This window comes from Streptomyces brevispora, from assembly GCF_007829885.1.
GTDB classification, from domain to species: domain Bacteria; phylum Actinomycetota; class Actinomycetes; order Streptomycetales; family Streptomycetaceae; genus Streptomyces; species Streptomyces brevispora.
Map to the genome: position 1 here is coordinate 5,252,261 of NZ_VIWW01000001.1, position 26,281 is coordinate 5,278,541.

The window sequence follows — 26,281 nt, forward strand, 5'->3', positions numbered from 1 at the left end:
GGTCCCCGTTGGTGGGGTTCGAGCTCGCACGCTCGAACCCCATTTTTCGTGTCCCCCACCGCCCCACCGACTCGCCGCCCCACCGGCCCCCACGCCTCCGGACGCACCGCCCCCACGTGTCGTCGGAGACGCACCCCCCCACGTGCCATCAGAGATGAGAACAACCCGTGAGCCCCCTGCGCCTGCCCGGACCGCCGCACCGCGTCAAGGACCCCCACCAGCTGATCGCCGAGTCGGGAGCCGACCTTGAGGGGCACGGCCTCAAGCGGACCATGGGTCTCTTCCAGCTGGTGTGCTTCGGGGTCGGCGCCGTTGTCGGCACGGGCATCTTCGTCGGCCTCTCCGACAGCGTCGCCAAGGCCGGCCCCGCCGTCGTGCTGTCCTTCGTGCTCGCCGCGATCACCTGCATCTTCACCGCGCTCTCCTTCGCCGAGCTGGGCAGCGCGATCCCGGTCTCCGGCAGCTCGTACTCCTTCGCCTACGCCACCCTCGGCGAACGTGTCGCCTTCCTCGTCGGCTGGTGCCTGCTCCTGGAGTACGGCGTGTCCGTCTCCGCCGTGGCGGTGGGCTGGAGCCAGTACGTGAACGAGCTGCTCAGCAGCCTCTTCGGGTGGCAGCTGCCCGCCGCGCTCTCCGCGGGACCCGGCGACGGCGGCGTGATCAACCTGCCCGCCGTCATCGTGGTCATGATGGCCGCCACCCTGCTGGTGCGGGGCATCCGCGAGAGCGCCGGGGCCACGGCCGCGATGGCAGTCCTCAAGATCACCGTCCTGGTCATGTTCTGCGCCATCGCCTTCACCGCCTTCGAGCACGGCAACCTCACGCCGTTCGCGGCCCATGGCGCGGGCGGCATCACCGCGGGGGCGTCGCTGGCGTTCTTCTCGTACATCGGGTTCGACGCCATCACCACCGCCGGCGAGGAGGTCAAGAACCCCCGGCGGAACATCCCGGTGGCGATCATGATCTGCATCGGCCTGGTCACGGTCCTCTACTGCGCGGTCGCCCTCGCGGCCATCGGCGCCATCGGCCCGGAGGCCGTCTCCGACAAGCCGGCCGCGCTCTCGCTGATCGTCAACCAGGTCACCGACTCGACGGTCGGCGGCGGGATCATCGCCTTCGGGGCGATCGTCGCCATCGCCTCCGTCGTCCTCGCGGTGATGTACGGGCAGACCCGCATCCTCATGTCGATGTCGCGCGACGGCCTGATTCCGCAGGTCTTCGAACGGGTCTCGCCGCGCACCTCGACACCGGTCGCCAACACCTGGATCGTGGCCACCGTCTTCGCCGTACCGGCGGCGTTCTCGTCCCTCGACGTGGTGGTGCACCTGACGACCATCGGGACGCTCGCCACCATGGTCGCGGTCAATATCGCGGTGATCGTGCTGCGCCGCCGCAACCCCGAGGTGACGGGCTTCTTCCGGATCCCGCTCCACCCCGTCGGCCCGGTCCTCGGCGTCGGTTTCTGCGTCTACCTCATGTACGGGACCGGCTGGAGGACCTGGACGCAGTTCGCGGTGTTCCTCGCGGTCGGTGCGGTGGTGTACGCCGGCTACGGCCGGAGCCGTTCGCGGCTGGCCGGCCGGAGCGCGGACTGACGACCCGCCGCCCCGCCGGGCGCCCGCCCGTCAGTCCACGGGCAGGGAGGGTGCCGGCACGGCGGCGGACGGCAGGGTGAACCACACCGCCTTGCCCTGTTCCGTCGTGCGGTGACCACAGGAGGAGCTGAGGGTACGGATCAGCAGCAGCCCCCGGCCGTGCTCCTGCCAGGGGTCCGGCTCGCTGCCCGGACCGGGACGGGAGAGATCGCCCGGCGGGGCGGGATCGCGGTCGTGCACCTCCACCTGGCAGCCGGTCGGCAGCAGCTCCACCACCAGCTCGATGGGCTCGTTGCCGAGGGTGTGCTCCACCGCGTTGGCGACCAGTTCGGCGGTGAGGAGTTCGGCGGTGTCGCGGTCGGCCGGGGCATCGATGTCCGCCAGCGACGTACGGATCAGGGCGCGCGCGATCGGCACGGCCGCGGCTGAGTGCGGCAGCGCGACCCGCCAGGAGGCGGGAGCGGGGACATCGGACGGCACAGCGGTGTTTCCGTTCGGAGATCGAGACGCTCACGGCATCGGACCGCCCGGCAAATGGGGGCGGCCCTACTTCTGGGTTCAACCATACGAAGCCCTGCGGCCGGGACAAGAGGCTGTCGACCGGTACGAAGGGGACGTTCGTCACTACGGTCTCATGCACCGCCTATAGCGTCCTCGTGACGGAAGTCACGTACGGGTGATAAATTCGGTGCAGGTAGCAGCCCGACGGCTGAAGGGGATCACCCTCCATGAGTCCGTTTCCCAGCTCCGCACCGCACACGGAGAACTGGCGCCATCTCCGGGTCACGACGCGCGACGGTGTCGCCACCGTCACCCTCGCCCGCCCCGAGAAACTCAATGCGCTGACCTTCGGCGCCTACGCCGATCTGCGCGATCTGCTGGCCGAACTGTCCAGGGAGCGCTCCGTGCGGGCCCTGGTGCTGGCCGGTGAGGGGCGCGGCTTCTGCTCCGGCGGCGACGTGGACGAGATCATCGGCGCCACCCTCGCGATGGACACCGCTCAACTGCTGGACTTCAACCGGATGACCGGTCAGGTCGTACGGGCCCTGCGCGAATGCCCGTTCCCCGTCGTCGCGGCCGTGCACGGGGTCGCCGCGGGAGCGGGAGCCGTCCTCGCACTGGCCGCCGACTTCCGGGTCGCCGACCCCACGGCCCGGTTCGCCTTCCTTTTCACCCGGGTCGGGCTCTCCGGCGGCGACATGGGCGCCGCCTATCTGCTGCCCCGGGTGGTCGGCCTCGGCCATGCCACCAGGCTGCTGATGCTCGGCGAACCCGTCCGCGCACCCGAGGCCGAACGCATCGGACTGATCAGCGTGCCGGCCGAGGAGGGCCGCGCCGACGAACGGGCCGCGGAGCTGGCCCGCCGTCTCGCGGACGGCCCCGCGCTCGCCCTCGCCCAGACCAAGGCGCTGCTCACCGCCGAACTCGACATGCCGCTGGCCGCGGCCGTGGAGATGGACGCCGCGACCCAGGCCCTCCTGATGCACGGCGAGGACTACGCCGAGTTCCACGCCGCTTTCACCGAGAAGCGGCCGCCGAAGTGGCAAGGCCGGTAGCGCGATGGCAGCGCCCGCGGCCCCGCGCCCCGACCTCCCGTCCACCGGCCCGCACCGCATCGCCGTCATCGGCGGCGGCCCCGGCGGGCTCTACGCCGCGGCCCTGCTCAAGAGGCTGGGCCCGGAACGCGAGATCACCCTCTGGGAGCGCAACGCCCCCGACGACACCTTCGGCTTCGGCGTCGTCCTTTCCGACGAGACCCTCGGCGGCATCGAGCACGCCGACCCCACCGTCCACCGCGCGCTCCAGAAGGAGTTCGTCCGGTGGGACGACATAGACATCGTCCACCGGGGCCACACCCAGACCTCCGGCGGTCACGGCTTCGCCGCGCTGGGCCGCCGCCGCCTCCTGGAGATCCTCCACGAGCGCTGCGCGTCACTCGGGGTCCGGCTCCGCTTCCGCACCGAGGCCCCGCCCGCCGCAGAACTCGCCGCCTCGTACGACCTGGTGATCGCCGCGGACGGTGTGCACAGCCTCACCCGCACCGCCCACGCCGACAGCTTCGGCCCCCGCCTCACCACCCACCGCTGCCGCTACATCTGGCTCGCCGCCGACTTCGCCCTGGACGCCTTCCGCTTCGAGACCGCCGAGACCCCGTACGGCGTGATGCAGCTGCACGGCTATCCGTTCTCCCGCCCGTCACCCGGCCACCACCCCTCGACGGGGCAGGCCGGACCGCCGAACGAACTCGGCGCCTCGACCGTCATCGTGGAGATGCGCGAAGAGGTCTGGCATGCGGCCGGATTCGACACCTGCGACCCGGCGGAGTCGACCCGGCACTGCGCCAGGATCTTCGCCGCCGCACTCGGCGGCCGGCCGCTGCGCTCCAACAACTCCTCCTGGCTCACCTTCAGCACCGTCGTCAACGCCCACTGGTCGCACGGCAACACGGTCCTCATCGGCGACGCCGCCCACACCGCGCACTTCTCCATCGGCTCCGGCACCAAACTCGCCGTCGAGGACGCCCTCGCGCTCGCCGCCTGCATCGAGGAGCAGCCCTCCCTGCCCGAGGCCCTCGCCGCGTACGAGAGCGAGCGCCGCCCCGTCGTCGAATCGACCCAGCGCGCCGCGGCGGCCAGCCTGCGCTGGTTCGAGGAGCTGGGCACGTACGTCGACCAGCCGCCCCGCCAGTTCGCGTTCAACCTCCTCACCCGCAGCCGCCGCGTCACCCACGACAATCTGCGGCTGCGCGACGCCGGGTTCGCCGCGGCCGTCGAGGAGGAGTTCGGCTGCCCGCCCGGCACCCCGCCGATGTTCACCCCGCTGCGGCTGCGCGGCCTGGAGCTGCGCAACCGTGTCGTCGTGTCGCCCATGGACATGTACTCGGCCACCGACGGTGTCCCCGGCGACTTCCACCTCGTCCACCTGGGGGCCAGGGCGCTCGGCGGCGCCGGGCTCGTCATGACGGAAATGGTCTGCGTGAGTCCCGAGGGCCGCATCACCCCCGGCTGCACCGGCCTCTACACCTCCGCACAGGCCACCGCCTGGACCCGGATCACCGACTTCGTGCACACCGGATCGCCCGGCACCGCCATCGGCGTCCAGCTCGGCCACTCCGGCCGCAAGGGCTCCACCAAGCTCATGTGGGACGGCATCGACCAGCCGCTCGACGAGGGCAACTGGCCACTCGTCGCAGCCTCCCCGATCCCATATGCGCAAGGCGTCAACCAGGTCCCGCATACCCTGGACCGGGCCGGGCTCGACGCCGTGCGCGAGCAGTTCGCGGATGCCGCCCACCGCGCCGACACCTGTGGATTCGACCTTCTCGAACTTCACTGCGCCCACGGTTATCTGCTCTCCGGCTTCCTCTCCCCGCTCACCAACCACCGCACCGACAGGTACGGCGGATCGCTGGAGAACCGGCTCCGCTTCCCCCTCGAAGTCTTCGACGCGGTCCGCGAACGGTGGCCCGACGACCGGCCGATGACCGTCCGGATCTCCGCCACCGACTGGGCGCGGGGCGGCACGACGGCCGAGGAAGCCGTCGAGATCGCCCGCGCGTTCGTCGCGCACGGCGCCGACGCCATCGATGTCTCCACCGGGCAGGTCGTCCCCGTTGAGCGGCCCGAGTACGGGCGCTCCTACCAGACCCCGTACGCGGACAGGATCCGCAACACCCTGTGCGTGCCCGTCATCGCGGTGGGCGCCATCTCCTCCTGGGACGACGTCAACTCCCTGCTGCTGGCAGGCCGCGCCGACCTCTGCGCACTGGCCCGCCCGCACCTGTACGACCCGCACTGGACGCTGCACGCGGCGGCCGAGCAGGGCTACCCGGGTCAGGGCGCGCCCTGGCCGCTCCCGTACCGCGCGGGCAGCCGCACCCCGCCGGCCGGCCGCACCGACGCACCGAAACCACGGCTCACCCTGGGCTGAGCGGTCGCGGGCGTGCCGCCCCCTCCGCGCTGATCAGCAGTCTGTCGGAGACCGCCCGATAGCCGATGCGCACGTACACGCCGTTACTGGTCGGGTTCGCCAGGTCGGCGAAGAGCAGCACCTCGTCCGCCCCCGCCTCCCGGGCCGCGCGGCTCAGCTCCGCGGTCACCGCCGCCGCGTACCCCCGGCCGCGGTGTTCCGGTGGCGTGTAGACCGGTGCGACCCGCACCGTGCCGGCGATCCGTGGTGAGACGCCCGCCATCGACACGGGGACGCCGCCGTCCTCCCAGAGCGTCAACCGGCCCTCGGCCGTCCGCTCCTCCACCGCCCGCTCGGGGTGCCCGGCCGGCTGACCGATGTCGGCCGCGAACGCGTGGAACCAGCGCAGCAGCAGCTCCCGGCCCCGCATACTCTCGGGCGCGGCACCCAGGACGCACGGGCTTTACGTTCGCGCACGGCGCGCAGGCTCTCCGCATGCACGGCGCGCAGACCCTACGCGCGCACGGCGCACGGGTTTTACGCGCGCACGAACTCCGCCCCCGCGTCCCGCAGCCGCTCGTGCAGCTGACCGAACACCTCCGCCGACCTGCCGCCGGGCCATTGGGCGGGCAGCAGCTCGTGCGGCAGCCCCGGGTCCGCGTACGGTACCTGGCGCCAGGAGTCCAGTGCCGTCAGGTAGTCCCGGTAGGCGCGTTCCGGATCGGCTGCCGCGTCCCCCCGCGATTCCCAGGCCCGCAGCACCGGTTCGTGGCGCTCCAGGAAATCGTGGTGCAGCCGGGCGACGGCGTCCAGGTCCCACCAGCGCGCCACCGACTCCTCGGTGGCGGCGAAACCCAGATGGTCACCGCGGAACAGGTCCACGTACGGTGCGAGTTCGAGGCGCTCCAGGGTGTGCCGGGTCTCGTCGTACAGTCCGGCGGGCGCGATCCAGACGCCGGGGGCGGCCGTGCCGAAGCCCAGCCGGGCCAGCCGCGAGCGCAGCAGGTGCCGCTTGTGGCGCTCGGCCTCCGGTACGGAGAACACCGCGAGCACCCAGCCGTCGTCGAGCCGGGGCGCCGGATGCCGGTAGATTCGCCGGTCGCCGTCGTCGAGCAGCTGGCGGGCGTCGGCGGAGAGCGCGTACCCGGCGGCCCCGCCCGCCGTTCGGGCCGCGACGAGCAGCCCGCGCCGCTTCAGCCGGGAGACGGAGGACCGTACGGCCGGGGCCTCCACGCCGACGGCACCGAGCAGCCGGACGAGTTCGGCGACCGGGAGCGGGGCGTTGCCGGGGGTCCGGCCGTAGGCACCGTAGAGGGTGACGATCAGCGAGCGGGGCGCGTGCGTTTCGGCCATGTGATCATTCTCGGGCCGGCGGGCCCTGGTCGGCACCAGGTGTGTCTCCACGAAGCCGGAAGCGTTGCAGTTTGCCCGTCGCGGTACGGGGGAGTGCGGGCAGGAACGTGATGAGGCGCGGGCACTTGTGCGGGGCCAGTTCCCTCTTCATGAAGGCGCGCAGCGCGTCGGCCGGGAGCGTGGAGCCCTCCCGCAGGACCACGTACGCCGCGACGATCCGGCCGCGCAGCTCGTCCTCGCGGCCCACCACCGCGGCCTCCGCCACCTCCGGGTGGCGCAACAGGGCCTCCTCGACCTCCGGGCCCGCGATGTTGTACCCGGAGGAGATGATCATGTCGTCGGCACGGGCCACATAGCGGAAGTAGCCGTCCGCGTCGCGCACGTACGTGTCGCCGGTGAGGTTCCAGCCGTGCCGTACGTACTGCCGCTGCCGTTCGTCGGCCAGGTAGCGGCAGCCGACCGGTCCGCGTACGGCCAGCAGCCCCGGCTCTCCGTCCGGCACCGCCGTACCGTCCCGGTCCACCACCCGGGCCTGCCAGCCGGGCACCGGGACGCCGGTGGTGCCGGGGCGGATCGCGTCGTCGGCCGCGGAGACGAAGATGTGCAGCAGTTCGGTGGCGCCGATGCCGTTGATGATGCGCAGACCGGTCCGCTCGTACCAGGACCGCCAGGTGGCGGCGGGCAGGTTCTCACCCGCCGATACGCAGCGGCGCAGCGTGGAGAGGTCGTACGTGTCGAGCTGGTCGAGCATCACCCGGTAGGCCGTGGGCGCAGTGAACAGCACCGAGACGTGGTGGGCGGCGAGGGCCGGCAGCAGCTGTCGGGGGCCGGCCTGTTCCAGCAGCAGCGCCGAGGCGCCGGCCCGCAGCGGGAAGATCACCAGTCCGCCGAGCCCGAAAGTGAAGCCGAGCGGCGGGCTGCCGGCGAACACGTCGTCGGGGACCGGCCGCAGGACGTGCCGCGAGAAGGTGTCGGCTATGGCCAGGACATCGCGGTGCAGGTGCATGCAGCCCTTGGGGCGGCCGGTGGTCCCCGAGGTGAACGCGATCAGCGCGACATCGTCCGACGCGGTGTCCACGGCCGGGTAGGGGCCCGGTCTGGCGGCGGCCAGCCGGAGCAGGTCGTCCGGGGCGTCGCCACCGTACGCGGTGATCCGCAGCCCCGGCACCTGAGCCTTCGCCAGGTCGTCGACCGAGCGGACGTCGCACAACGCGTGGCTGACCCGGGCGATCGAGCAGATCGTGGCGAGTTCGGCGGCCCGCTGCTGCGCCAGTACGGTGACGGCGATCGCACCGGCCTTCAGCACCGCCAGCCAGCAGGCGGCGAGATGGGGCGTGGTGGGGCCGCGCAGCAGCACGCGGTTGCCGGGAACGACCCCCAGGTCCGAGGTGAGGACATGCGCGATCCGGTCGACCCGGTCCCGCAGCTCCCCGTAGCCGATCACCTTGCCGTCCGGTGTGCGGAAGGCGGGGCGGTCGGGCCCCAAGCGGTCCGCCGTACGGTCCAGGAGCTCGACGGCGCAGTTCAGCCGGTCCGGATAGTGCAGCTCCGGCAGGTCGAAGACCAGTTCCGGCCACTGGTCGGCGGGTGGCAGATGCTCCCGGGCAAAGCTGTCGATGTGCGCTGAGGTCTTCGGGTCCATGACGGATCGCCCCCTTGTCGCCTCTGGAGCGTATCGTTTGGGTGACGGTAGTCAACGGTCCGCGATAAAACGGAATGCCGAGGCAAGGCGCGACAGTCCGAGGCAAGGCGCGACAGAGGGCATGCACAGAGCTCTCGCCAGAAGGCCTGCACAGGGCTCGTGACAGAACGGCATGCGTAGTGCTTCCGACGGGACCCCGACAAGAGAGGCGCCGGTATGACGGCATTCGCGCTCGATCCGTCCCAGACCGCCTGGTGCGAGGAGCTGCGCACCCTGGCCGAGCAGCGCCTGCGCCCGCTCGCGGAGAAGGGTGAGCCCGGTCACGTCAACCGGCCGCTGGTCGCCGCCCTCGGTGAACTCGGCCTGCTGGAACGGCTGCTGGACTCCGGCGCCCTCGATCTCTGCCTGCTGCGCGAATCCCTCGCCCGGGGCTGCACGGAGGCCGAGACCGCCCTGGCGCTCCAGGGGCTCGGTACTTACCCCGTGATCCAGGCGGGTACTCCCGCCCACCGCGAGCGCTGGCTTCCCGAGGTCCGCGCGGGCCGTGCCGTCGCCGCCTTCGCGCTCAGCGAGCCGGGGGCGGGGTCGGACGCGGCGGCCCTCGCGCTCGACGCCGCGCACACCCCGGACGGCTGGCGGCTGACCGGCGAGAAGTGCTGGATCTCGAACGCCCCAGAGGCCGACTTCTACACCGTCTTCGCCCGCACGACGCACGGCGCCGGGGCCCGCGGCGTCACCGCGTTCCTGGTCCCCGCCGACCGGCCCGGGCTGACCGGCAGCTCCCTCGACATGCTCTCGCCGCACCCCATCGGCGCCCTCGCCTTCGACGGTGTGCCGGTCACCCACGACGACGTGCTCGGCGAACCGGACCGGGGCTTCCGGGTCGCCATGAACACCCTCAACCTGTTCCGGCCCAGCGTCGGCGCCTTCGCCGTCGGCATGGCCCGCGCCGCGCTCGACGCCACCGTCGTACACACCGAGGAGCGCACCGCGTTCGGCGGCCCGCTCAGGGAACTGCAGGCCGTCGCCCATCAGGTCGCCGAGATGGCCACCCGCACCGAGGCCGCCCGGCTGCTGGTGTACGCGGCCGCCGCCGCGTACGACGCGGGAGAGCCGGGCGTGCCGCGCCGGGCCGCCATGGCGAAACTGTTCGCGACCGAGACCGCGCAGTACGTCGTGGACACGGCCGTCCAACTGCACGGGGCCCGCGCCCTGCGCCGCGGCCATCTGCTCGAACACCTCTACCGGGAGGTCCGCGCCCCGCGGATCTACGAGGGCGCCAGCGAGGTGCAGCGCACCATCATCGCCAAGGAGCTGTACGCGAACCGGGAGCCGTCCGCATGAGCCCGATCCACCGGATCAACCCCGCCGAACTCTCGCCGCCCGCGGGTTTCTCGCACGCGGTCACCGCCACCGGGAGCCAACTGGTCTTCCTGGCCGGGCAGACCGCCCTCGACCAGCGGGGCGACATCATCGGGAGCACCCTGCCCGAGCAGTTCGCCACCGCCCTCACCAACCTGCTCACCGCCCTGCGCGCGGCGGGCGGCGCCCCGGCGGACCTGGCCCGGGTCACGGTCTACGCCACCGATGTGGCCGACTACCGGGCGAACGCCGCCGAACTGGGCCGGATCTGGCGGCGGTTGGCGGGCCGCGACTACCCCGCGATGGCAGTGATCGGCGCCGCGCGGCTCTGGGACGAGCAGGCACTCGTCGAGATCGACGGGGTGGCGGTGCTGCCCTGAACGAGCCGGACACCACGAACGCCCCGCGCGGACCGGACACCACGAACGCCCCGCGCGGACCGGACACCACGAACGCCCCGCGCGGACCGGACACCACGAACGCCTCGGACCGACCCGGGAATCAGGGCCCGTCCGAGGCGTTCAGGACATTCTGGGTGTTCGTCGTGTCGGATCAATGCGGTGCGGCCGCAACTGTGTTGGAGGTGGGACCGGCGGCCGCCCGTCGGGTCAGTACGGCTGCACCAGCACGTGCGCCGCGCCCGGAATGCCGACCTTGAGCAGCTCGTCCTCCTCGGGCGTGGTCTCCCCACCCGTCTCCTGCTTGAGCACGGCACGCGACATGGCCTGCACCCACATGGCGCGAGGACGGCGGCGGTTCTCCCAGACGTCGAGCGCGGTCGCGACGTCCGGCTCGGCGTCCAGCGACTCGGCGAGCACCAGCGCGTCCTCCACGGCCATCGCCGCACCTTGAGCGATGTGCGGGGTGCTCGCGTGCGCGGCGTCACCGGCCAGGACGACCCGGCCGACGTGCCACGGCTCCTCGACGGTCACCTGGGAGATCCGCGAATACACGATGTCCTCGGGTCCGGTGACCGTGGCGAGTGCCTCGGCGACCGGACCGGAGAACATCGGCAGCCGCTCCTTGAGCTGCTCATGGGCCTTCTCCGGATCGGGCCGGAAGTCTTCGGCCTCGGCGAACACCGAGCCCAGGTACATCAGTTCGTCGGTGATCGGGGTGAGCAGCGCCTTGGCGTCCTGGCCCGCGGTGCTCATCACGACACCCCGCACCTGCTCCTGACGGGGCATGCTGACGCGCCAGTTGGCGAAGCCGGTGTACTGGGGGGCGTAGCGATCGCCGTACAGCCGGGTGCGCAGCGGGGAGCCGATGCCGTCGAAACCGACGACCAGGTCCCAGCGGCCGGCGGAGCCGTCGGACAGGGTGACGTCCACGCCCTCGCCGTCGTCCGCGAGTTCGGCGATGGTGGCGCCGAAGCGGATCGTGGCCCCGGCCGCCGTGGCGGCGGCGCCGAGCACCTGGGCCAGTGCAGGGCGGGGTATGCCGTTGTTGGAGGGCGCGTCGCCCATCCGGGGCTGCGGAATCGCTGCCAGGGTGTTCCCTGCCGGGTCCGCGATGGTCAGGACCTCCCACTCGAAGCCCGCCTTGAGGCAGTCGTCGAGCACCCCGATCTCCCGCATGACGTGGAGAGCGTTGGACGGCTGGATGATGCCGACGCCGAGGGCGTCGAGCTCGTCACGGAGCTCGGCGACCTCGACGGTGTGGCCGCGCCGGGCCAGGGCGGTGGCGAGCGTCAGCCCGCCGATGCCGCCGCCGTGGATCAGGACGCGCAGGGGTGTTGCCATATCGGATCTCTCCAGAGAGGGAACAGCGGGAAGGCTTAAGGGAATTCGTACGGGGAGGATGCGTCAGCCGGCCGCGACGGGCAGGCTCATCAGGTGCTCCACCAGGGCCAGCAGCACGTCCCGGCCGAACGGCCGGTCGCGCACATCACCGACCAGCAGGGGGACATGGGGGTCGAGGTCGAGCGCCGCCCTGACCTCGTCCGCCGTACGGGTGTTGTGGCCGTGGAAGCAGTTGATCGCCACCACGAACGGGATGTCCCGGCTCTCGAAGAAGTCGATCGAGGCGAAACTGGTCTCCAGCCGCCGGGTGTCGGCGATCACGACGCCACCGAGTGCGCCGTTGACCAGGTCGTTCCACATGAACCAGAAACGCTCCTGGCCCGGTGTGCCGAAGAGGTAGACGACCAGCTCGGGACTGACCGTGATCCGGCCGAAGTCCAGCGCCACGGTGGTCGTGTCCTTGTGGCCGACACCGGCCAGGTCGTCGACGCCGATGCTGGCCTTGGTCAGGAACTCCTCGGTGCGCAGGGGCGCGACCTCGCTGACGGCGCCCACCAGGGTGGTCTTGCCGACGCCGAAGCCACCGGCGATAAGGATCTTGACGGCGGCGGGGGCCGCCTGACTGCTTGTCATTTTTACTCAGAGTCTCCGGAGTCCGTCGCGAACAGCGGCCAGCACGCCCATGTCCGCACCGCCGGCCACCCGTGCCACCGAGAGCGGTGCGCGGGCGAGCAGCAGGCCATGGGACACCAGGTCCGCCAGCAGGATCTTGGTCACCGAGACCGGGAGGTTGAGGTCCGCGGAGACCTCGGCGACCGCCGCGGGACGCAGGCAGCGCTCCAGGATCATCCGGTGCTCCGGCTGGAGCCGGCCGGGCCGGGCCGCTGCGCCGTGTTCGTCACGCGGGTCGTGTGCGGTCGTCAGCACGGTGATGAGGGTGAAGTCGTCCCGCTCGGGGGCGGTCCGGCCACGGGTGATGGTGTACGGGCGCACCATGGTGCCCGCACCGTCCTCCTCCGTCTCCTCGTCCTCCCAGTGTGGGGTCACGCGTGCGGCCCGTCCCCGCCGCCGAAGGCGTTGAAGTCACTGCGCACCGGGGTGCTGAGCTTCTGGCCGACCTGCTGGACGAGGTTGTGCATGGCCAGCGACATGATCTCGGCGTCCACCTCCTGGGAGGCGACGACGGCCAGGTGCGTGCCCTGGGCGGCCGAGATGATGAAGAGCCACAGGTCCGACAGCTCGACGATCACCTGGTGCACGGCGCCGCCGTTGAAGAGCTGGCCGACACCACGGGCCAGGCTCTGCTGGCCGGTGCAGATGGCGGCCAGCCGCTCCGCGTCGGCGCGTTCCACGGTGCGTGAATGGCTCACGACCAGGCCGTCGTCGGAGAGCAGCACGGCGTTCAGGGTCTCGGCCACCGAGTCCACCAGGCCGTCGAGCAGCCAGTCGAGATCCTGGTGGGTGGCGGTTGTGCGTGTCATGGCCGTTCTTCTCTCGTGGGGAGGTGGGTGGGCGGGTCCGGCTCCGTCGGCGACTCATCGGTCGCACGGGCGGCGCGGGACCGGCGCTGGAAGGCTCCGATCGCGGCTCCGGCCCTGCGGGGGGCCGGACGGAGCAGAGGGTTCTCGTCCCAGCTCGGTGGCTTCGGTGCGGCGGGCCTGGCCGCGGGGTCGAGCCGGAGCTCGTCCGCGAGGCTGGCCTGTCGTACCCGGCGCGGCAGCGGTGGTTCCGCGGCCGGTGAGGCGGGCAGCGCCGGCCGGCCCGACCCTCCGCCGGGAAGGATGGCCTCCGGCGCGGGCGGAGCCGCATGGTCGGGCTCGGCCACCGGCAGTTGCGCGGGGTGCCCGGCGGCCGGTTGCGGCTGCCGGGCACCGGGGACCGGGAATCCGTTCGGGTCCGTGGCGACGCCCGCCGGATACGGTCCCGTGTGAGGCGGTTGCGGAGTCATGTACGGCTTCTCCGGCGTCGGATACGGCTGGTGCGGAACGGGGTACTGGCCCTCGGCCTTCATGTACGGCTGTTCGGCCGGGGTGTACGGATCCTCGTGGGAGCTGCCGTACGGGGACACCGGCCCTGTCGAGGTGTAGGGAGACACCGGACCGGTGGAACCGTACGGAGACGTTCCGGGGGCGGTGTCGGCGGAAGCGTACGGGGACGTTCCGGGTGTGGTGCCGGTGTACGGCGTGTACGGGTGCTCGTGGTCGCCGAAGGGGTTGTCGGCGGGCGCGGGCTGCGGCTGCTGCCCCTCCCGGTCGGGGAAGGGTTCGGCCGCCACGGTGTAGGGGGCCGCGGTGGCGTCGAAGGGTGCGCCGGACGCGTGCAGTGCGGTGACCCCGGCCAGCGCCTGGCCGCGGCCGCGGCTGGGCAGCGCCTCGCCGTCGCCGGTCGTGGCCGGCATCGGGGGCGCGACGGGCGCGGGGGCCTCGACGGCCTCGGGGGACGGCACACCCACCGGACCGGTGGGCGGCTCGGGGACCGTGAGCGCGTCGGGGACGAGCACGACGACCCGGGTGCCGCCGAAGGCCGAGGAGCGGAACTCCACCCGCAGGCCGTGCTGGTCGGCGAGGCGTGCGATCACGTACAGGCCCAGACGGATGTCGTCGGAGTGGGCCAGCACGTCCATCCTGGGCGGACGGCTCATCAGCTCGTTGGCCTCGGCCAGCTGTTGCTCGTCCATGCCGAGCCCGCGGTCCTCGACCTCGATGGCCAGACCCCGGCTCACCCGGGCCGCCCTGACCTCGACGGGGCTCGGCGGCTTGGAGAAGCTGAGGGCGTTCTCGATCAGCTCGGCGAGCACATGGGAGACCGGCCCGACGGCCCGCTCCGTGAGCCACGGGGCGCCGTCCAGATCCAGCACCACGCGCCGGTAGTCCTGCACCTCGCCCTGGGCGGAACGCATGACGTCCAGCAGCGGAACGGGCTTGCGCCAGCGCCGGTGCGGGGAGCCGCCGGCGAGGATCACCAGGTTCTCCTCGTAGCGCCGGAGCCGGGCGGTGAGGTGGTCGAGGTCGAAGAGGCCGTCCAGCACCTCGGGGTCCTCGTGCTTGCGCTCCAGCTCGTCCAGTTTCTTCAGCTGCTGGCCGATCAACTGCTGGGTGCGGCGTGCGATGCGCTGCAGCAGCCGCTCGAAGCCGCGGTGCTGGTCGGCCTGTTTGACGGCCGCCTGCACGGCACTGGTGCGGGCCAGGTTGAGGGCGTTGCCGAGCTGCGTCAGCTCGTCGGACTTGCTGTCCTTGCCGTCGGGCGCGATGGCACGGGCCTCGGCCTCGACATCGATGCGTTCGCCCTTGGCGAGCCGGTCGACCACATCGGGCAGCGTCTTCTCCAGCTCCTCGGCCCGCTCCTGCAGCCTGCCGATCCGGCGGCGCAGATTACGGGTGAGGCGCCAGGTGATCCAGATGACCGCGATGACCGCGACGAGGCCGACCACCGTGGTCAGGACGACCCTGGTCAGCAGGGAGATGACGCTGTCCTTGCCGTTCTCGACCACCATGGCGGTGCGATGCTCCATCAGCTCCACCAGCTGGGGGGTGAGCTGGTCCATCGCGCCGCGCCAGGTCTTCTCCTGGGCGCCGAGGCTGATGAATCCGGCACTGTCCGGATCGGTGGGCCGCAGTACCTGGGTCTCGACCTCGGTCTTGGTCTTCCAGGCGGGACTGCTGGAGATCTCGTCCCACATCGCCTTCTCGTCCGGCGGAAGGTAGGGGGCGACCATGGTGGAGTACTGGAACGACTGGCCGGCGACAGCCTGCCGGACCTGCTGGAGGTCTTCCGTTCTCAACTTGCCCTTCGGCCAGCCACGTGCGAGCAAGGCGTCCGAGCGGGAGATCATCTCCTTCGCCCAGAACAGGTCGACCAGCGGCTGCGAGAGCGTGGTGATCTTGCCGTTGTCCACATGGCTGAGTGCGGTGAACAGCTTCAGGTCGACCGCGATCAGGTCCGTGTAGTAGCCGTACACGGCCTTCTGCTGATCATTGTCACCCTCGTCCACGAGGGACCGCTGCGACGGCAGTTGGTTGATCGCCTGGCGGGCCTGGGCGACCGCGTCGAGGACCTCGCCCGGGGCGTCGTCGGCGGTCACACCCGAGAGTGTCTGGAAGCTGCTGATCGCTTCGTCGGTCAGCTCGCGCTGCTTGCGCAGCGCGTCCGTGGCGCCTCCGTGGCGGGCCAGGGCCTCGGCGCTCAGCCGACGCTCCTCCTGCAGGTTGTAATACACGATATTGGACGGCTGGCCGGCCTTCTGGGCCAACTGCCCCTGGGCCGCCTGGCTCTGGAAGTCGAGCAGAGTCTGACCACTGGTGACGGCCCAGAGGGCGGCCAGTGCGACACCGGGGACGATGGCCAGTACGAGCAGGGCCGTCCGCAGCGACATGGTGGTCGAGTCGCTCCGCCGAGACGCGCGCGTGCGCAGGGCATGCTCCTTGACGATGATGCCAGCCTCACGACTGGTCAAATCCGTTTAGAACTTTGACACATAGATATTAGTCACACTGCAAAAATGAAAAGAAAGCGGGCTCACATGCGCAACACCGATCACCCACAACTTCACCATCTACGCGCGGAGCTTTCGTAGCCGATCTGAGTGGGCCCAGGCGGGCGCGGCGCGCCGTACGGGTGAAGCCGGGTCGGGGATATATCTGTACTTAGTGCTCTTTGTTCGTGCTGCAACACCCCGCGCCGCATTGCGCCGCGCCGCATCTCCCCGCGGCTGCGCCGGATTGTTCCATGCCTGTGCCGGATTGCTCCGCGGCCGTTCCAGTTCACCCCGTGCACGTTCCGATTCGGCTTGCGTGCGTCTTGGGTCGTGCCGTGTTCATTCCGGTTCGCCCTGTGCCACATTGGACCGCGCAGTTTCGGCCAAGTTCCGGATGCCCTCCCGAGGCGGGCGCGGGACGCCCCGCGGAGCCGTATGACCGCGCTCATCGTCTGCCACTTCGTCCTGGCCGCATGCGCCCACCCGCTGGTCCGGCGGCTGGGCACGCGCGCCTTCGTCGTACTCGCCCTGCCCCCGGCCGCCACCACCTGCTGGGCCTTCGCCCAATGGGACACCGCGGCCTCCGGCGCCTCGGTCACCTGGTCGTGGAAGTGGATCCCGGCCTACGACGTCTCCCTCGGTCTGCGCCTCGACGCGCTCGCCGAACTGATGGTGCTGCTCGCGGCCGGCATCGGCACGCTCGTCCTGCTCTACTGCGCCTCGTACTTCACCGACGACACCCAGCAACTGGCCGGATTTGGCGGGAACTTGCTCGCCTTCGCCGGGGCGATGCTCGCCCTCGTGCTCACCGACGACCTGATCTCGCTCTATGTGTTCTGGGAGCTGACCACGGTCTTCTCCTACCTGCTGATCGGATACAACAGCGAGCAACGGCACAGCCGCCGCTCCGCCCTCCAGGCGCTCACCGTCACCACGCTCGGCGGCCTCGCCATGCTGGTCGGCTTCCTGATCATCGGCCAGGCGTCCGGCACGTACAGCATCTCCGCGATCCTCGCCGATCCGCCCCGCACGAGCGTCGCCGTCTCGGTGGCCGTGGTGCTGATCCTGTGCGGGGCGCTGTCCAAGTCGGCGATCTGGCCGTTCAGCGTCTGGCTCCCGAACGCCATGGCCGCGCCCACACCCGTCAGCGCCTATCTGCACGCCGCCGCCATGGTCAAGGCCGGCGTCTACCTGGTCGCCCGCCTCGCACCCGGATTCGCCGACGTTCCGGTATGGCGGCCCGTCGTGATGGTCCTCGGCGCCGCGACCATGCTGCTCGGCGGCTGGCGGGCGCTGCGGCTCAACGACCTCAAGCTCGTACTCGCCTACGGCACCGTCAGCCAGCTCGGCTTCCTCACACTGCTCGCCGGTGTCGGCAACCGTGACGGGGCGCTGGCCGCCGCCGTGATGATTCTCGGCCACGCCCTGTTCAAGGCACCGCTGTTCCTGGTCACCGGCATCGTCGACCACGCGGCCGGCACCCGGGACCTGCGCGGACTCTCCGGCGTCGGACGGGCGTTGCCGCATGTCTGCGCCGTCGCCGTGACCGCCGCCGCGTCCATGGCCGCGCTGCCCCCGCTGCTGGGCTTCGCCGCGAAGGAGGCCGCCTTCGACGCGCTGCTGCACGGCGACACCGCGGACCGCTGGGCGCTGGGCATCACGGTCGCGGGGTCGATGCTGACCGTCGCGTACACCGTCCGGTTCGTCTGGGGTGCCTTCCTGCGCAAGCCCGGCGTCGCCGACACCCCGGTCCACCGGGTCGGCTGGGCCTTCCTGACCCCGCCCGCACTGCTCGCCGGCTGCGGGCTGGTCCTCGGTCCCGGCGTCGGGTGGACCGACCGGCTGCTGAGCGCGTACGCGGACGCCTTCCCCGCGCCCGCGCATCCGTACCATCTCGCTCTCTGGCACGGATTCGGCACCGCGCTGCTGCTCTCGGCCGTCGCTTTGGCGGGCGGCGCCGCGCTCTTCGTATGGCGCGGCGAGATCACCCGGTTCTCCCGGCGGATCGCCTGGCCGACCGCCGACAATGTCTTCGGCCATCTGCTGCTCGGCCTCGAACGGCTCTCCCTCCAGGTCACCGGCTTCGTCCAGCGCGGCTCGCTCTCCGTCTACCTCGCCACCACGCTGCTCGTGATGCTCGGCGGGCAACTGGCCGTACTCGGCATGGACCGCCCCTGGGAGGGCGCCGTCGCGCCCCGGCTCTGGGACGTACCGCTGCAGGGCGCCTTCGCCGTGCTGACCTGTGCGGCGGCGCTGTGCTGCCTCACCGTCAGACGGCGCATGAAGGCCGTGGTGCTGGCCGGACTCACCGGATACGGGACCGCGTTGCTCTTCGTCGTCCAGGGCGGTCCGGACCTGGCGCTCACGCAGTTCTGCGTGGAGACCGTGTCGATGGTCGTGTTCGTGCTGGTGCTGCGACGGATGCCGGTGCACTTCCAGGAGTCGGTCAGCAGTTGGCGCCGTGCCGTGCGCATCCCGGTGGCGCTGGCCGCGGCGGCCACGCTGAGCGTGGTGGTGTGGGTCGCGGCGGCCGCGCGCACGGCAAAACCGGCTGGCGCCGCGATGGTCGAGGAGACCGCGCACCACGGGCTCAAGGACGTGGTGGCCACCATCCTGGTCGACCTGCGGGCCTGGGACACGATGGGGGAGTCCGCCGTGCTGGCCGCCGCGGCGATCGGTGTGACGAGCCTGATCTATCTGCACCGCCGCACCGAGGAGGCCGCATCGCCCCCGGAGAGACGGCGGCAGACCGCCTGGTCGGTGAGCACGACCCGGCTGGCGGGGCTGCCGCAGGGCGACGAAGGGGCGCCCGAGCGCAGTTGGCTGGCGGCCGGTGACACACTCGCGCCCGAGCACCGCTCGGTCGTCTTCGAGGTGGTGGCGCGGCTGCTGTTCCACCCGATCCTGGTGCTCTCGGTGTACCTGCTGTTCTGCGCCGAGAACATGCCGGGGGGCGGCTTCGTCGGTGGGCTGGTCGCCGGAGTCGCCCTGATCACCCGCTACCTGGCGGGCGGCCGCTTCGAACTCGCCCAGGCCGCACCCCTGCAACCCGGGCTCTTCGCCGGTGTCGGTCTCTTCCTCTCCACCGGGGTCGCGCTGCTGGGCCTCACCGACGGCACGGTCCTGCACGCCTGGACCCACGACGGACGGCTGCCGCTGATCGGTGAGTACCACTTCGGTACGCCGGTGGTCTTCGACTTCGGTGTCTATCTGCTGGTGCTGGGCGTGGTGCTGGACATCGTGCGGGCCCTCGGCGCCAAGATCGACCGGCAGATCGAGCGGGCCGCCGCCGAACAGGCGGCCGGAGCCCGCCCCGGTCCGGCCCCCGGTCCGCCCCCCGGACCCGCTTCCGGTCCGGCACCCGGACCTGCTTCCGGACCGGCCCCCGGCACGGGAGGCGCCGGATGACCGTCAGCGCCTCGCTCCTCGCCACCGCAGCGGTGCTGTGCGCGGTCGGCGGCATCCTCATGCTCACCCGGCCCCTCACCCGGATCCTGCTGGGCGCGGTGATCGCGGGCAACGGCATCAACCTGCTCGTCCTGGCAGCCACCGGAACGGCCGGCCGCGAACCCCTGCTCTACGGCGTCGCGCTGGGCGAGGTCACCGATCCGCTGCCCCAGGCCATCGCCCTCACCGCCATCGTCATCACGCTCGCCACCACCGCGTTCCTCCTGGCCATGGCCTACCGCAGCCACCAGCTGACCGGCACGGACGAGGTCCACGACGACCTGGAGGACCGGCGCATCGTGCTGCGCGCCGAGGTGTTGGGCGAGCGCGACGAACTGCGCGAGTGGTACCGGGCCGAGTCCGACCGTACGGACGCGGAACGCCGCCGGTACCGGCAGGAGCGCCGCCGGCTGAGAGCCAGACTGCGTGCCGACCGTGCGCTCCAGGCCCGTGGCCGGGACGCGTCCGGGGACCTGTGGCACGACGTCCTGGGCGCGGACCCGGAGCACTACGCGGCGGCGGGGGACGACGAGAGCCCCGGCCCGGCACCCGGCTCCGGCCCCACCCCGGCCCCAGGCCCCGGCACGGGCCCCGACACCGCCCCAGACGACGCGAACCGAGGAGACACCGGGTGAACGCACTCGTCCCGCTGCCGGTGCTGCTGCCACTCTGCGCCACCGGCCTGAGCCTCGCCTTCGGCACCCGGCTCAAACAGTTCCAGCGCTTCATCAGCGTCGCCGTGCTCACCGCCGTACTGGGGCTCTCGGTCACCCTGATGATCGCCGCCGACATGGACGGCCCGCTCACCGTGCACCTCGGCGACTTCGCCCCACCGCTCGGCATCACCCTGGTCGCCGACCGGCTCTCCGGGCTGATGCTGACGGTCTCCTCGGCCGTCACCCTCTGCGTCCTCGTCTACTCCCTCGGCCAGGGCATGGCCGACCGGGACGAGGAGACACCCGTGGCGGTCTTCCACCCCGCCTACCTGGTCCTGGTCGCCGGCGTCTCCTGCACCTTCCTCGCCGGTGACCTGGTCAACCTCTACGTCGGCTTCGAGATCATGCTGGTCGCCAGCTTCGTCCTGCTCACCCTCGGCGGCACCGGCCCCCGGGTCCGCGCGGGCTCCACCTACGTGATCATCTCCCTGTTCTCCTCGATGCTCTTCCTCACCGCCATCGCGATGACGTACGCGGCCACCGGCACCGCCAACTTCGCCCAGCTGGCCGTGCGCCTGGCCGCACTTCCGCTGGGCGTCCAGACCCTGATCCAGGCGATGCTGCTGACCGTCTTCGCCATCAAGGCCGCCGTCTTCCCGCTCGCCGCATGGCTCCCCGACTCCTACCCGACCGCGCCCGCCCCGGTCACCGCGGTCTTCGCCGGACTGCTCACCAAGGTCGGCGTCTACTGCATGCTGCGCACCGAGACCCTGCTCTTCCCCGGCAACCGGCTCGGCGATCTGCTGATGGCGGCCGCCCTTGCCTCCATGGTCGTCGGCATCCTGGGAGCCGTCGCCCAGACCGACCTGAAGCGGCTGCTCTCCTTCACCCTCATCAGCCACATCGGCTACATGGTCTTCGGGATCGGGCTCGCCACCCGGGAGGCGTACGGCGGTGCGATCGTCTACGTCGTCCACCACATCACCGTGCAGACGACGCTCTTCCTGGTGGCCGGGCTGATCGAACGGCGCGGCGGCACCACCGAACTCACCAGGCTCGGCGGAATCGCCAAGTCCGCCCCGCTCCTGGCCGTCCTCTTCTTCGTACCCGCGATGAACCTGGCCGGGATCCCGCCGCTGTCCGGATTCATCGGCAAGCTCGGACTCATGCGCGCCGGTGTCGCCGACGGCAGTGTCTGGGCATGGATCCTCGTCATCGGATCGACGGCGACCAGCCTCCTCACGCTGTATGTGATGGCCAAGGTGTGGAACCTGGCGTTCTGGCGGGCCGCACCCCCCGGGCAGGCGCTGGACGGCACGGTCCTGGAGTCCGACGAGGAGGACGACAGCGACTCCGACGAAGGCCCGGACCGGATGCCCGGCACCGGCGACGAAGGGATCCGCCCCCGCCACCAGCCGGCCGGACGCGCGGTCGCGGCCACCCTGCACGGCCACGCCGTCACCACCACGACGAAGCTGCCGCGGCCGATGACCTGGGCCACCGCCGCGACGGTCGCGCTCGGACTCGCCTTCACCGTGTTCGCCGGGCCGCTGACGTCGTACACCGACCGCTCGGCCGCCGAACTCCTCGCACGCTCCCCCTATATCGAGGCGGTGCTCGGACGGTGAGACGACGACTGATCACGCTCTCCTACCGGAACAAGAAGCTGCCACCCTTCAGCTGCGAGTTCGGCGGCCGCCGCCGGCGCGTGCTCGACCTCCCGCTGATCGCCTGGCTCACCGTCATCTGGGTGCTGCTCTGGTCCAGCCTGAACTGGGCCAACGCGCTCACCGGCGCGGTGGTCGCGGTCGCCGTCTGCCTGGCGTTCCCACTGCCAGGGGTCGACCTCGGCCTTCGCCTGCACCCCGGGGGCATCCTCCGGCTGGCCTGCTTTCTGCTCTACGACATGTACACCTCCGGCGTGCGGGTCACCCGGCAGATCTTCGGAGACCATCCGCACCGGGCCGCCGTGGTCGCCGTACCACTGCGCTGCCGCTCGGACCTGATGCTCACGGCGACCGCCGTCGCGGTGTCCAACGTGCCCGGCGGATCGGTCGTCGAGGTGCGCCGCGCCACGGCCACCCTCTTCCTGCACGTCCTCGACGCGGACCGGCCCGCCGAACTGGACGCGGCCCGGCGTTCCGCATGGCGCCTGGAGGAGCTGACGGTCCGGGCCTTCGGCACCCCCGACGAGATCGCCCGCGTCGCCGTACCACCACAGACGGCACCACACACCGGCGAGCGGCCGGGAGAACAGGGGGAGGACGCATGAGTGCCACGGAGACCGTCGACCGGGTGCTGCTCATCGCAGCCGTCGTCTTGATCATCATCGCCGGGGCGGGCCTGCTGACCCGCATCTGGCTGGGCCCCTCCATGCTGGACCGGGCGATCTCGCTGGACGTCTGCGCGGCCCTGATCATCGCCGGGCTCGGCGCCAAGTCGGCCTTCGCGCGCGACCCGTTCTACTTCCCGATCATGCTGGTGCTGGCCTTCCTCGGCTTCACCGGTTCGGTCGGCATCGCACGTTTCATCGCCGTACGCGACCGGCCGCCGGCCCGCCCGCGCGCCGACAGCGCCAAGAGGACGGGCAGGGACGCACCATGAGTGTCTGGCTCCGGATCACCGACACGGCAGGCGCGGTCCTGGTCCTGCTCGGCGCGGCCATCTGCCTGCTGGGAGTGATCGGCATGCTGAAGCTGCCGGACGTGCTGTCCCGCAGCCACGCGGCCACCAAGCCGCAGTCCCTCGGCATCCTGATCGTGCTGGCCGGGGTCGCGCTGCGGCTGCGCAGCGGCATGGACATGGCGACCCTGGCCCTGATCGGCTTCTTCCAGCTGATGACCGGTCCGGTCGCCGCGCACCTGGTCGCGCGTTCCGCGTACCGGACCGGGCAGATCGACCACAGCGAACTCCTCTTCGACGAGTTGGACGAGCAACTGACCGAGGAGAACTGACTGCGGAGAACTGACCGTCCGACCCGCCCCCCCGGGCCGCCGGGCCGGTCCCGTATCCTCTGCGCGCATGGCTGACGACGGCATGAGGGATGAAGCGGTGACCGAGAACCGTATGAGGGCACGCGAGCTGGGCATACCGCTGACCGGCGAGCCGGGTCCGTGGAACGCGATCACGGACGTTCCCGGTGTCGAGGTCGGTTATGTGACCCTGTGCGAGGGCGACGACGTACGCACCGGAGTGACCGCGCTCCTGCCCCGCGGCCGGGACCGTGTGGGTCTGCCCTGCGCGGCCGGCTGGCACTCGTTCAACGGCAACGGCGAGATGACCGGCACCGCCTGGATCGAGGAGAGCGGCTCACTCGCGGTGCCGGTGCTCATCACCAACACGTACGCGGTCGGCCCGGTGCACCGCGGGGTGGTCGACTGGGTGCGCGCCAACTGCCGTGACATGGCACCGGAGTGGCTGCTGCCGGTGGTCACCGAGACCTGGGACGGCCACCTCAACGACATCCACGGCACGGCCGTGGAGTCACGCCACGCCGCGGCCGCCATCGAGGCGGCGTCGACCGGCCCGGTCGAGGAAGGCTGCGTCGGCGGCGGTACGGGGATGCGCTGCTACGGCTTCAAGGGCGGCTCGGGGACCGCGTCGCGGGTGGTGGAGTACGGCGATGACCGCTACACCGTGGGCGCGTTCGTCCAGGCCAACTTCGGTGCGCGGCGCGAACTGGTGGTGGCCGGTGTGCCGGTGGGCCCCGAACTGCCCGACCGCCCCGGGCCGGTACCGGACGGTGAGCGCCAGGTGCCGCCCGGTGCGGGCTCGGTGATCGTGGTGGTGGCGACGGACGCACCGCTGCTCCCGGGACAGTGCAAGGCGCTGGCCCGCCGCGTCACCCTGGGCCTCGCCCGCACCGGCACCACCGGCAGCCATTTCTCCGGGGACATCTTCCTGGCCTTCTCCACGGCCAACGAGTCCGCGCTGACCAGTACGTTCCCCGCCGATGACGGCAGCGCCCCGTACGAGTCGATGCGCTTCGTGCCGTGGGGCCGGATGGACCCCTTCTACGGTGCGGTCGTCGAGTCGGTGGAGGAGGCGGTGCTCAACGTGCTGACCGGGGCCCACTCGATGACCGGCCGCGACGGCCACCACGTCCGGGCACTGCCGCTGGACAGGCTGTCCGAACTGCTGGCGGCACGCGGGGCGGTGGCCGAATAGTCCCGGCAGGAGCAGGGCGCGGTGGCGCCCTGTCCTCACCGGCCGACCGGTCCCGCGGTCAGGACTTCCGCGGCCGGCCCGGTGCGGCCGAATCGGTCCGCCGGCCGGACGCGAGAGCAACGGCGCCCAGGACGGAGAGCAGCATCCACCCGGCGGCGTAGAGGAAGCCGGCGGTCGGGGAGACGGCGGTGTACAGGATCCCGACCACAACGGTGGCCGCGACATCACCGCAAGCCTGTACGGCGCCGAGGATGCCGAATCCGCTGCCGCGCAGCCGGTCCGGCAGGAGTTGGGCGACGAGGGCGGATTCCGCGGTCTCCGCGCATCCGATACCGGCCCCGGCCAGGCTGAAGAAGAGCAGCAGCACCCACCAGGACTGCGACCCGACCGCGAACCCCGCGTAGGCCAGGACGTAGAGAGCCGATCCGGCGGCGAACACGACACGCGGTCCCGCCCGGTCGATCCAGTGGCCGCCGGCATAGGCGACGACCGCGCCGACGGCGTTGTGCGCGGCGTAGATCAAAATGGCCAGGGACGCTGCGGCGGTGGCCGAGTGGCCATTGGCCTGCAGGAGTTGGGTGGCCCGCAGGATCAGCAGCGTGACGGCGACGTTGCCGAACTCGAAGAGCAGGATCGGCAGCATGGGTCTCAGTAGCCCCGCGTCCCACAGCCCGGCGAACCGCAGCCGGATCGGGACCCGGTTGCCGTCCGCGTGGCGGCGACGTGCCTCACGGGCCGCGACGGTGATCGTGACCGCGGCCAGGACGCCGGGGACGAATGACAGCCAGATCGCCGGCCGGATACCCAGCCAGGCCACCAGACCGGCGGCGGCCAGAGGTCCGACCACCGCCCCGAGGTTGTCACCGGCGCGCTCCAGACCGTACGCACGGCCGAAGGCGTGGCGCGGTACCAGGGACGCGAGGAGCGTGTCCTTGGCCGGCGAGCGCAAGCCCCGGGACGACCAGGCGAGTGCGCGCAGGACACCGACCTGCCACACCGCCGTGGCCAGACCGATGGCAGCGGTCGCGATCGCGGTACCGAGATAGCCGCCGGTGACCATGCGGCGCCGTCGGCGCGGGTCGTTGGCCAACGGGCCGCCGACCAGCTTCATGACCCCGGTGAGCGCATCACTGACACCCTCGATCAGCCCCAGCGAAGCGGCGGAACCGTGCAGAACGCTCGTCACGAAGCTGGGAAGTACCGCCGTCGCGATCTCATGGCCGGAATCGGAGAGGAAACTCGTCACCGAGACGCTGCCCACCCCGGTGGTCAGCCATTTCCCGCCCTCCTCCGGGCCGGGGCGTCGGCCCGGGCCCGGAGTGGCGGTGACATCGGATGGGTCATGATCTTCAGACACTCGTGCGTCCCCTTTTCGAGCCAGCGTTTCACCTGGTCAGGTGGGGGCGGTTGGCGTCGATCAGATGCCGCGGAAGAGACCAGTCACTCGGCTGATCTGCAGGAACGATTGACCGCCAGCCGCTGACCTGCGGAAATGTCCTTTCGGCTGTTTCACGCTCGTGCCCCTTGACGCAGCTGAAAGTCCCAGAAAAGTCCCAGAGGACTCCCAAGGAGACCAGGCGTTCCTTTCAGGTCATGCGGGCTGTGCAGGCGTGCTGGAGCTCAGCGGTTAGGGGCCTCTCGCGGATGACGGGGGCAGGGACAGGTCCAGGAGACTGTCGATGGTGTAGTTGTCGAGATGCAGTGAGCGCCGGATGAGGCGGTCCCCTGCGGACGCGGGGACGTGGCGGAAGCGGTTGTGGAGAGAGCGACCTGGGTGGAGCAATCCTCGCGGGTGCGGGGACGACCTGCAGATCGCGCGGTTTGCCAGAAGGCTGGCGGGTGTCGGCTGGGTGCTGCGCGACCACACAGCGTTCCGTCGTGCTGGAGGCACTGTCCGGATCGCCGTTGGCCGTCAAGGTCGGAGAGTCGCCTAC

General features: G+C 71.4%; 21 protein-coding genes and 1 pseudogene. 12 read left to right on the forward strand and 10 right to left on the reverse strand.

The features are described from left to right. Positions 1-167 precede the first annotated feature (167 nt). The gene (locus FHX80_RS24370; RefSeq protein ID WP_145766152.1) at positions 168-1,595 is read left to right on the forward strand and encodes an amino acid permease; all 1,428 of its coding nucleotides are present in this window, start codon (positions 168-170) and stop codon (positions 1,593-1,595) included. A 30-nt stretch (positions 1,596-1,625) separates the two neighbouring features. On the opposite strand, the gene FHX80_RS24375 is transcribed toward FHX80_RS24370, so the two are convergent. Next, positions 1,626-2,075, reverse strand: a complete 450-nt coding sequence (locus FHX80_RS24375) for an ATP-binding protein (RefSeq protein WP_145766153.1) — start codon at positions 2,073-2,075, stop codon at positions 1,626-1,628. Positions 2,076-2,323: 248 nt separating this feature from the next. Here FHX80_RS24375 and FHX80_RS24380 point away from each other — a divergent pair, with 248 nt between their 5' ends. Beyond that, the gene (locus FHX80_RS24380; protein ID WP_145766154.1) at positions 2,324-3,151 is read left to right on the forward strand and encodes an enoyl-CoA hydratase family protein; all 828 of its coding nucleotides are present in this window, start codon (positions 2,324-2,326) and stop codon (positions 3,149-3,151) included. Positions 3,152-3,155: 4 nt separating this feature from the next. Beyond that, positions 3,156-5,525: a bifunctional salicylyl-CoA 5-hydroxylase/oxidoreductase gene (locus FHX80_RS24385; RefSeq protein WP_145766155.1), complete on the forward strand. Its 2,370-nt coding sequence runs from the start codon at positions 3,156-3,158 to the stop codon at positions 5,523-5,525. On the opposite strand, the pseudogene FHX80_RS24390 reads toward FHX80_RS24385, so the two are convergent. The 3 genes and pseudogenes from FHX80_RS24390 to FHX80_RS24400 all read right to left on the reverse strand — a co-directional run. Beyond that, a pseudogene (locus tag FHX80_RS24390) lies at positions 5,512-5,925 on the reverse strand (GNAT family N-acetyltransferase); the annotation flags it as partial. The gene FHX80_RS24385 and the pseudogene FHX80_RS24390 overlap by 14 nt on opposite strands. Before the next feature lie 116 nt (positions 5,926-6,041). Next, the gene (locus FHX80_RS24395) at positions 6,042-6,857 is read right to left on the reverse strand and encodes a PaaX family transcriptional regulator (protein ID WP_145766157.1); all 816 of its coding nucleotides are present in this window, start codon (positions 6,855-6,857) and stop codon (positions 6,042-6,044) included. A gap of 4 nt (positions 6,858-6,861) precedes the next feature. Next, positions 6,862-8,499, reverse strand: coding sequence for an AMP-binding protein (locus FHX80_RS24400; protein WP_145766158.1), 1,638 nt, complete (start codon positions 8,497-8,499; stop codon positions 6,862-6,864). Positions 8,500-8,715: 216 nt separating this feature from the next. On the opposite strand from FHX80_RS24400, the gene FHX80_RS24405 reads away from it, so the two are divergent. Next, on the forward strand, positions 8,716-9,843 hold the full coding sequence (locus FHX80_RS24405) for an acyl-CoA dehydrogenase family protein (RefSeq protein WP_145766159.1): 1,128 nt from the start codon (positions 8,716-8,718) through the stop codon (positions 9,841-9,843). Further along, positions 9,840-10,241: a RidA family protein gene (locus tag FHX80_RS24410; RefSeq protein WP_145766160.1), complete on the forward strand. Its 402-nt coding sequence runs from the start codon at positions 9,840-9,842 to the stop codon at positions 10,239-10,241. Before FHX80_RS24405 ends, FHX80_RS24410 begins: the two co-directional genes overlap by 4 nt. 228 nt (positions 10,242-10,469) lie before the next feature. Here FHX80_RS24410 and FHX80_RS24420 read toward each other — a convergent pair whose 3' ends face one another. The 5 genes from FHX80_RS24420 to FHX80_RS24440 all read right to left on the reverse strand — a co-directional run bounded on the left by FHX80_RS24420 (position 10,470) and on the right by FHX80_RS24440 (position 15,975). Beyond that, a complete protein-coding gene (locus tag FHX80_RS24420) occupies positions 10,470-11,603 on the reverse strand; it encodes an FAD-dependent monooxygenase (protein WP_145766162.1) in 1,134 nt (377 codons plus the stop codon). Between the two features lie 63 nt (positions 11,604-11,666). Further along, complete coding sequence (locus tag FHX80_RS24425; protein WP_145766163.1) at positions 11,667-12,236, reverse strand: GTP-binding protein; 570 nt, start codon at positions 12,234-12,236, stop codon at positions 11,667-11,669. Positions 12,237-12,242: 6 nt separating this feature from the next. After that, positions 12,243-12,650, reverse strand: coding sequence for a DUF742 domain-containing protein (locus FHX80_RS24430; RefSeq protein ID WP_375883863.1), 408 nt, complete (start codon positions 12,648-12,650; stop codon positions 12,243-12,245). Next, positions 12,647-13,084, reverse strand: coding sequence for a roadblock/LC7 domain-containing protein (locus tag FHX80_RS24435; protein ID WP_145766164.1), 438 nt, complete (start codon positions 13,082-13,084; stop codon positions 12,647-12,649). Before FHX80_RS24435 ends, FHX80_RS24430 begins: the two co-directional genes overlap by 4 nt. Continuing rightward, positions 13,081-15,975, reverse strand: a complete 2,895-nt coding sequence (locus tag FHX80_RS24440; protein WP_145766165.1) for a nitrate- and nitrite sensing domain-containing protein — start codon at positions 15,973-15,975, stop codon at positions 13,081-13,083. The genes FHX80_RS24435 and FHX80_RS24440 overlap by 4 nt, the downstream gene beginning before the upstream one ends. Positions 15,976-16,512: 537 nt before the next feature. Here FHX80_RS24440 and FHX80_RS24445 point away from each other — a divergent pair. The 7 genes from FHX80_RS24445 to FHX80_RS24475 all read left to right on the forward strand — a co-directional run bounded on the left by FHX80_RS24445 (position 16,513) and on the right by FHX80_RS24475 (position 24,347). Continuing rightward, positions 16,513-19,485 (forward strand): Na+/H+ antiporter subunit A, encoded by a 2,973-nt coding sequence (locus FHX80_RS24445; RefSeq protein ID WP_145766166.1) that lies wholly within the window; start codon positions 16,513-16,515, stop codon positions 19,483-19,485. After that, the gene (locus FHX80_RS24450; protein WP_145766167.1) at positions 19,482-20,159 is read left to right on the forward strand and encodes a Na(+)/H(+) antiporter subunit C; all 678 of its coding nucleotides are present in this window, start codon (positions 19,482-19,484) and stop codon (positions 20,157-20,159) included. The genes FHX80_RS24445 and FHX80_RS24450 overlap by 4 nt, the downstream gene beginning before the upstream one ends. Further along, complete coding sequence (locus FHX80_RS24455; RefSeq protein WP_145766168.1) at positions 20,156-21,808, forward strand: Na+/H+ antiporter subunit D; 1,653 nt, start codon at positions 20,156-20,158, stop codon at positions 21,806-21,808. Before FHX80_RS24450 ends, FHX80_RS24455 begins: the two co-directional genes overlap by 4 nt. Further along, positions 21,805-22,452: a Na+/H+ antiporter subunit E gene (locus tag FHX80_RS24460; protein ID WP_145766169.1), complete on the forward strand. Its 648-nt coding sequence runs from the start codon at positions 21,805-21,807 to the stop codon at positions 22,450-22,452. Before FHX80_RS24455 ends, FHX80_RS24460 begins: the two co-directional genes overlap by 4 nt. After that, entirely contained in the window at positions 22,449-22,784 is a 336-nt protein-coding gene (locus tag FHX80_RS24465) for an MrpF/PhaF family protein (protein ID WP_145766170.1), read from the forward strand. Before FHX80_RS24460 ends, FHX80_RS24465 begins: the two co-directional genes overlap by 4 nt. After that, entirely contained in the window at positions 22,781-23,134 is a 354-nt protein-coding gene (mnhG, locus tag FHX80_RS24470) for a monovalent cation/H(+) antiporter subunit G (RefSeq protein WP_145766171.1), read from the forward strand. The genes FHX80_RS24465 and mnhG overlap by 4 nt, the downstream gene beginning before the upstream one ends. Before the next feature lie 112 nt (positions 23,135-23,246). After that, positions 23,247-24,347 (forward strand): DmpA family aminopeptidase, encoded by a 1,101-nt coding sequence (locus FHX80_RS24475; RefSeq protein WP_145767470.1) that lies wholly within the window; start codon positions 23,247-23,249, stop codon positions 24,345-24,347. Between the two features lie 58 nt (positions 24,348-24,405). Here FHX80_RS24475 and FHX80_RS24480 read toward each other — a convergent pair whose 3' ends face one another. Then, positions 24,406-25,704: an MFS transporter gene (locus FHX80_RS24480; protein ID WP_145766172.1), complete on the reverse strand. Its 1,299-nt coding sequence runs from the start codon at positions 25,702-25,704 to the stop codon at positions 24,406-24,408. Positions 25,705-26,281: the final 577 nt, after the last annotated feature.

What these genes read in the sequence shown, in the direction of transcription:
- FHX80_RS24395 (WP_145766157.1), bottom strand. Translation starts at nt 6,857, where the DNA reads ATGGCCGAAACGCACGCGCCCCGCTCGCTGATCGTCACCCTCTACGGT.
- FHX80_RS24435 (WP_145766164.1), bottom strand. Translation starts at nt 13,084, where the DNA reads ATGACACGCACAACCGCCACCCACCAGGATCTCGACTGGCTGCTCGAC.
- FHX80_RS24385 (WP_145766155.1), top strand. Translation starts at nt 3,156, where the DNA reads ATGGCAGCGCCCGCGGCCCCGCGCCCCGACCTCCCGTCCACCGGCCCG.
- FHX80_RS24445 (WP_145766166.1), top strand. Translation starts at nt 16,513, where the DNA reads ATGACCGCGCTCATCGTCTGCCACTTCGTCCTGGCCGCATGCGCCCAC.
- FHX80_RS24475 (WP_145767470.1), top strand. Translation starts at nt 23,247, where the DNA reads ATGAGGGCACGCGAGCTGGGCATACCGCTGACCGGCGAGCCGGGTCCG.
- FHX80_RS24440 (WP_145766165.1), bottom strand. Translation starts at nt 15,975, where the DNA reads ATGTCGCTGCGGACGGCCCTGCTCGTACTGGCCATCGTCCCCGGTGTC.
- FHX80_RS24405 (WP_145766159.1), top strand. Translation starts at nt 8,716, where the DNA reads ATGACGGCATTCGCGCTCGATCCGTCCCAGACCGCCTGGTGCGAGGAG.
- FHX80_RS24420 (WP_145766162.1), bottom strand. Translation starts at nt 11,603, where the DNA reads ATGGCAACACCCCTGCGCGTCCTGATCCACGGCGGCGGCATCGGCGGG.
- FHX80_RS24380 (WP_145766154.1), top strand. Translation starts at nt 2,324, where the DNA reads ATGAGTCCGTTTCCCAGCTCCGCACCGCACACGGAGAACTGGCGCCAT.
- FHX80_RS24450 (WP_145766167.1), top strand. Translation starts at nt 19,482, where the DNA reads ATGACCGTCAGCGCCTCGCTCCTCGCCACCGCAGCGGTGCTGTGCGCG.
- FHX80_RS24465 (WP_145766170.1), top strand. Translation starts at nt 22,449, where the DNA reads ATGAGTGCCACGGAGACCGTCGACCGGGTGCTGCTCATCGCAGCCGTC.
- FHX80_RS24410 (WP_145766160.1), top strand. Translation starts at nt 9,840, where the DNA reads ATGAGCCCGATCCACCGGATCAACCCCGCCGAACTCTCGCCGCCCGCG.
- mnhG (WP_145766171.1), top strand. Translation starts at nt 22,781, where the DNA reads ATGAGTGTCTGGCTCCGGATCACCGACACGGCAGGCGCGGTCCTGGTC.
- FHX80_RS24400 (WP_145766158.1), bottom strand. Translation starts at nt 8,499, where the DNA reads ATGGACCCGAAGACCTCAGCGCACATCGACAGCTTTGCCCGGGAGCAT.
- FHX80_RS24425 (WP_145766163.1), bottom strand. Translation starts at nt 12,236, where the DNA reads ATGACAAGCAGTCAGGCGGCCCCCGCCGCCGTCAAGATCCTTATCGCC.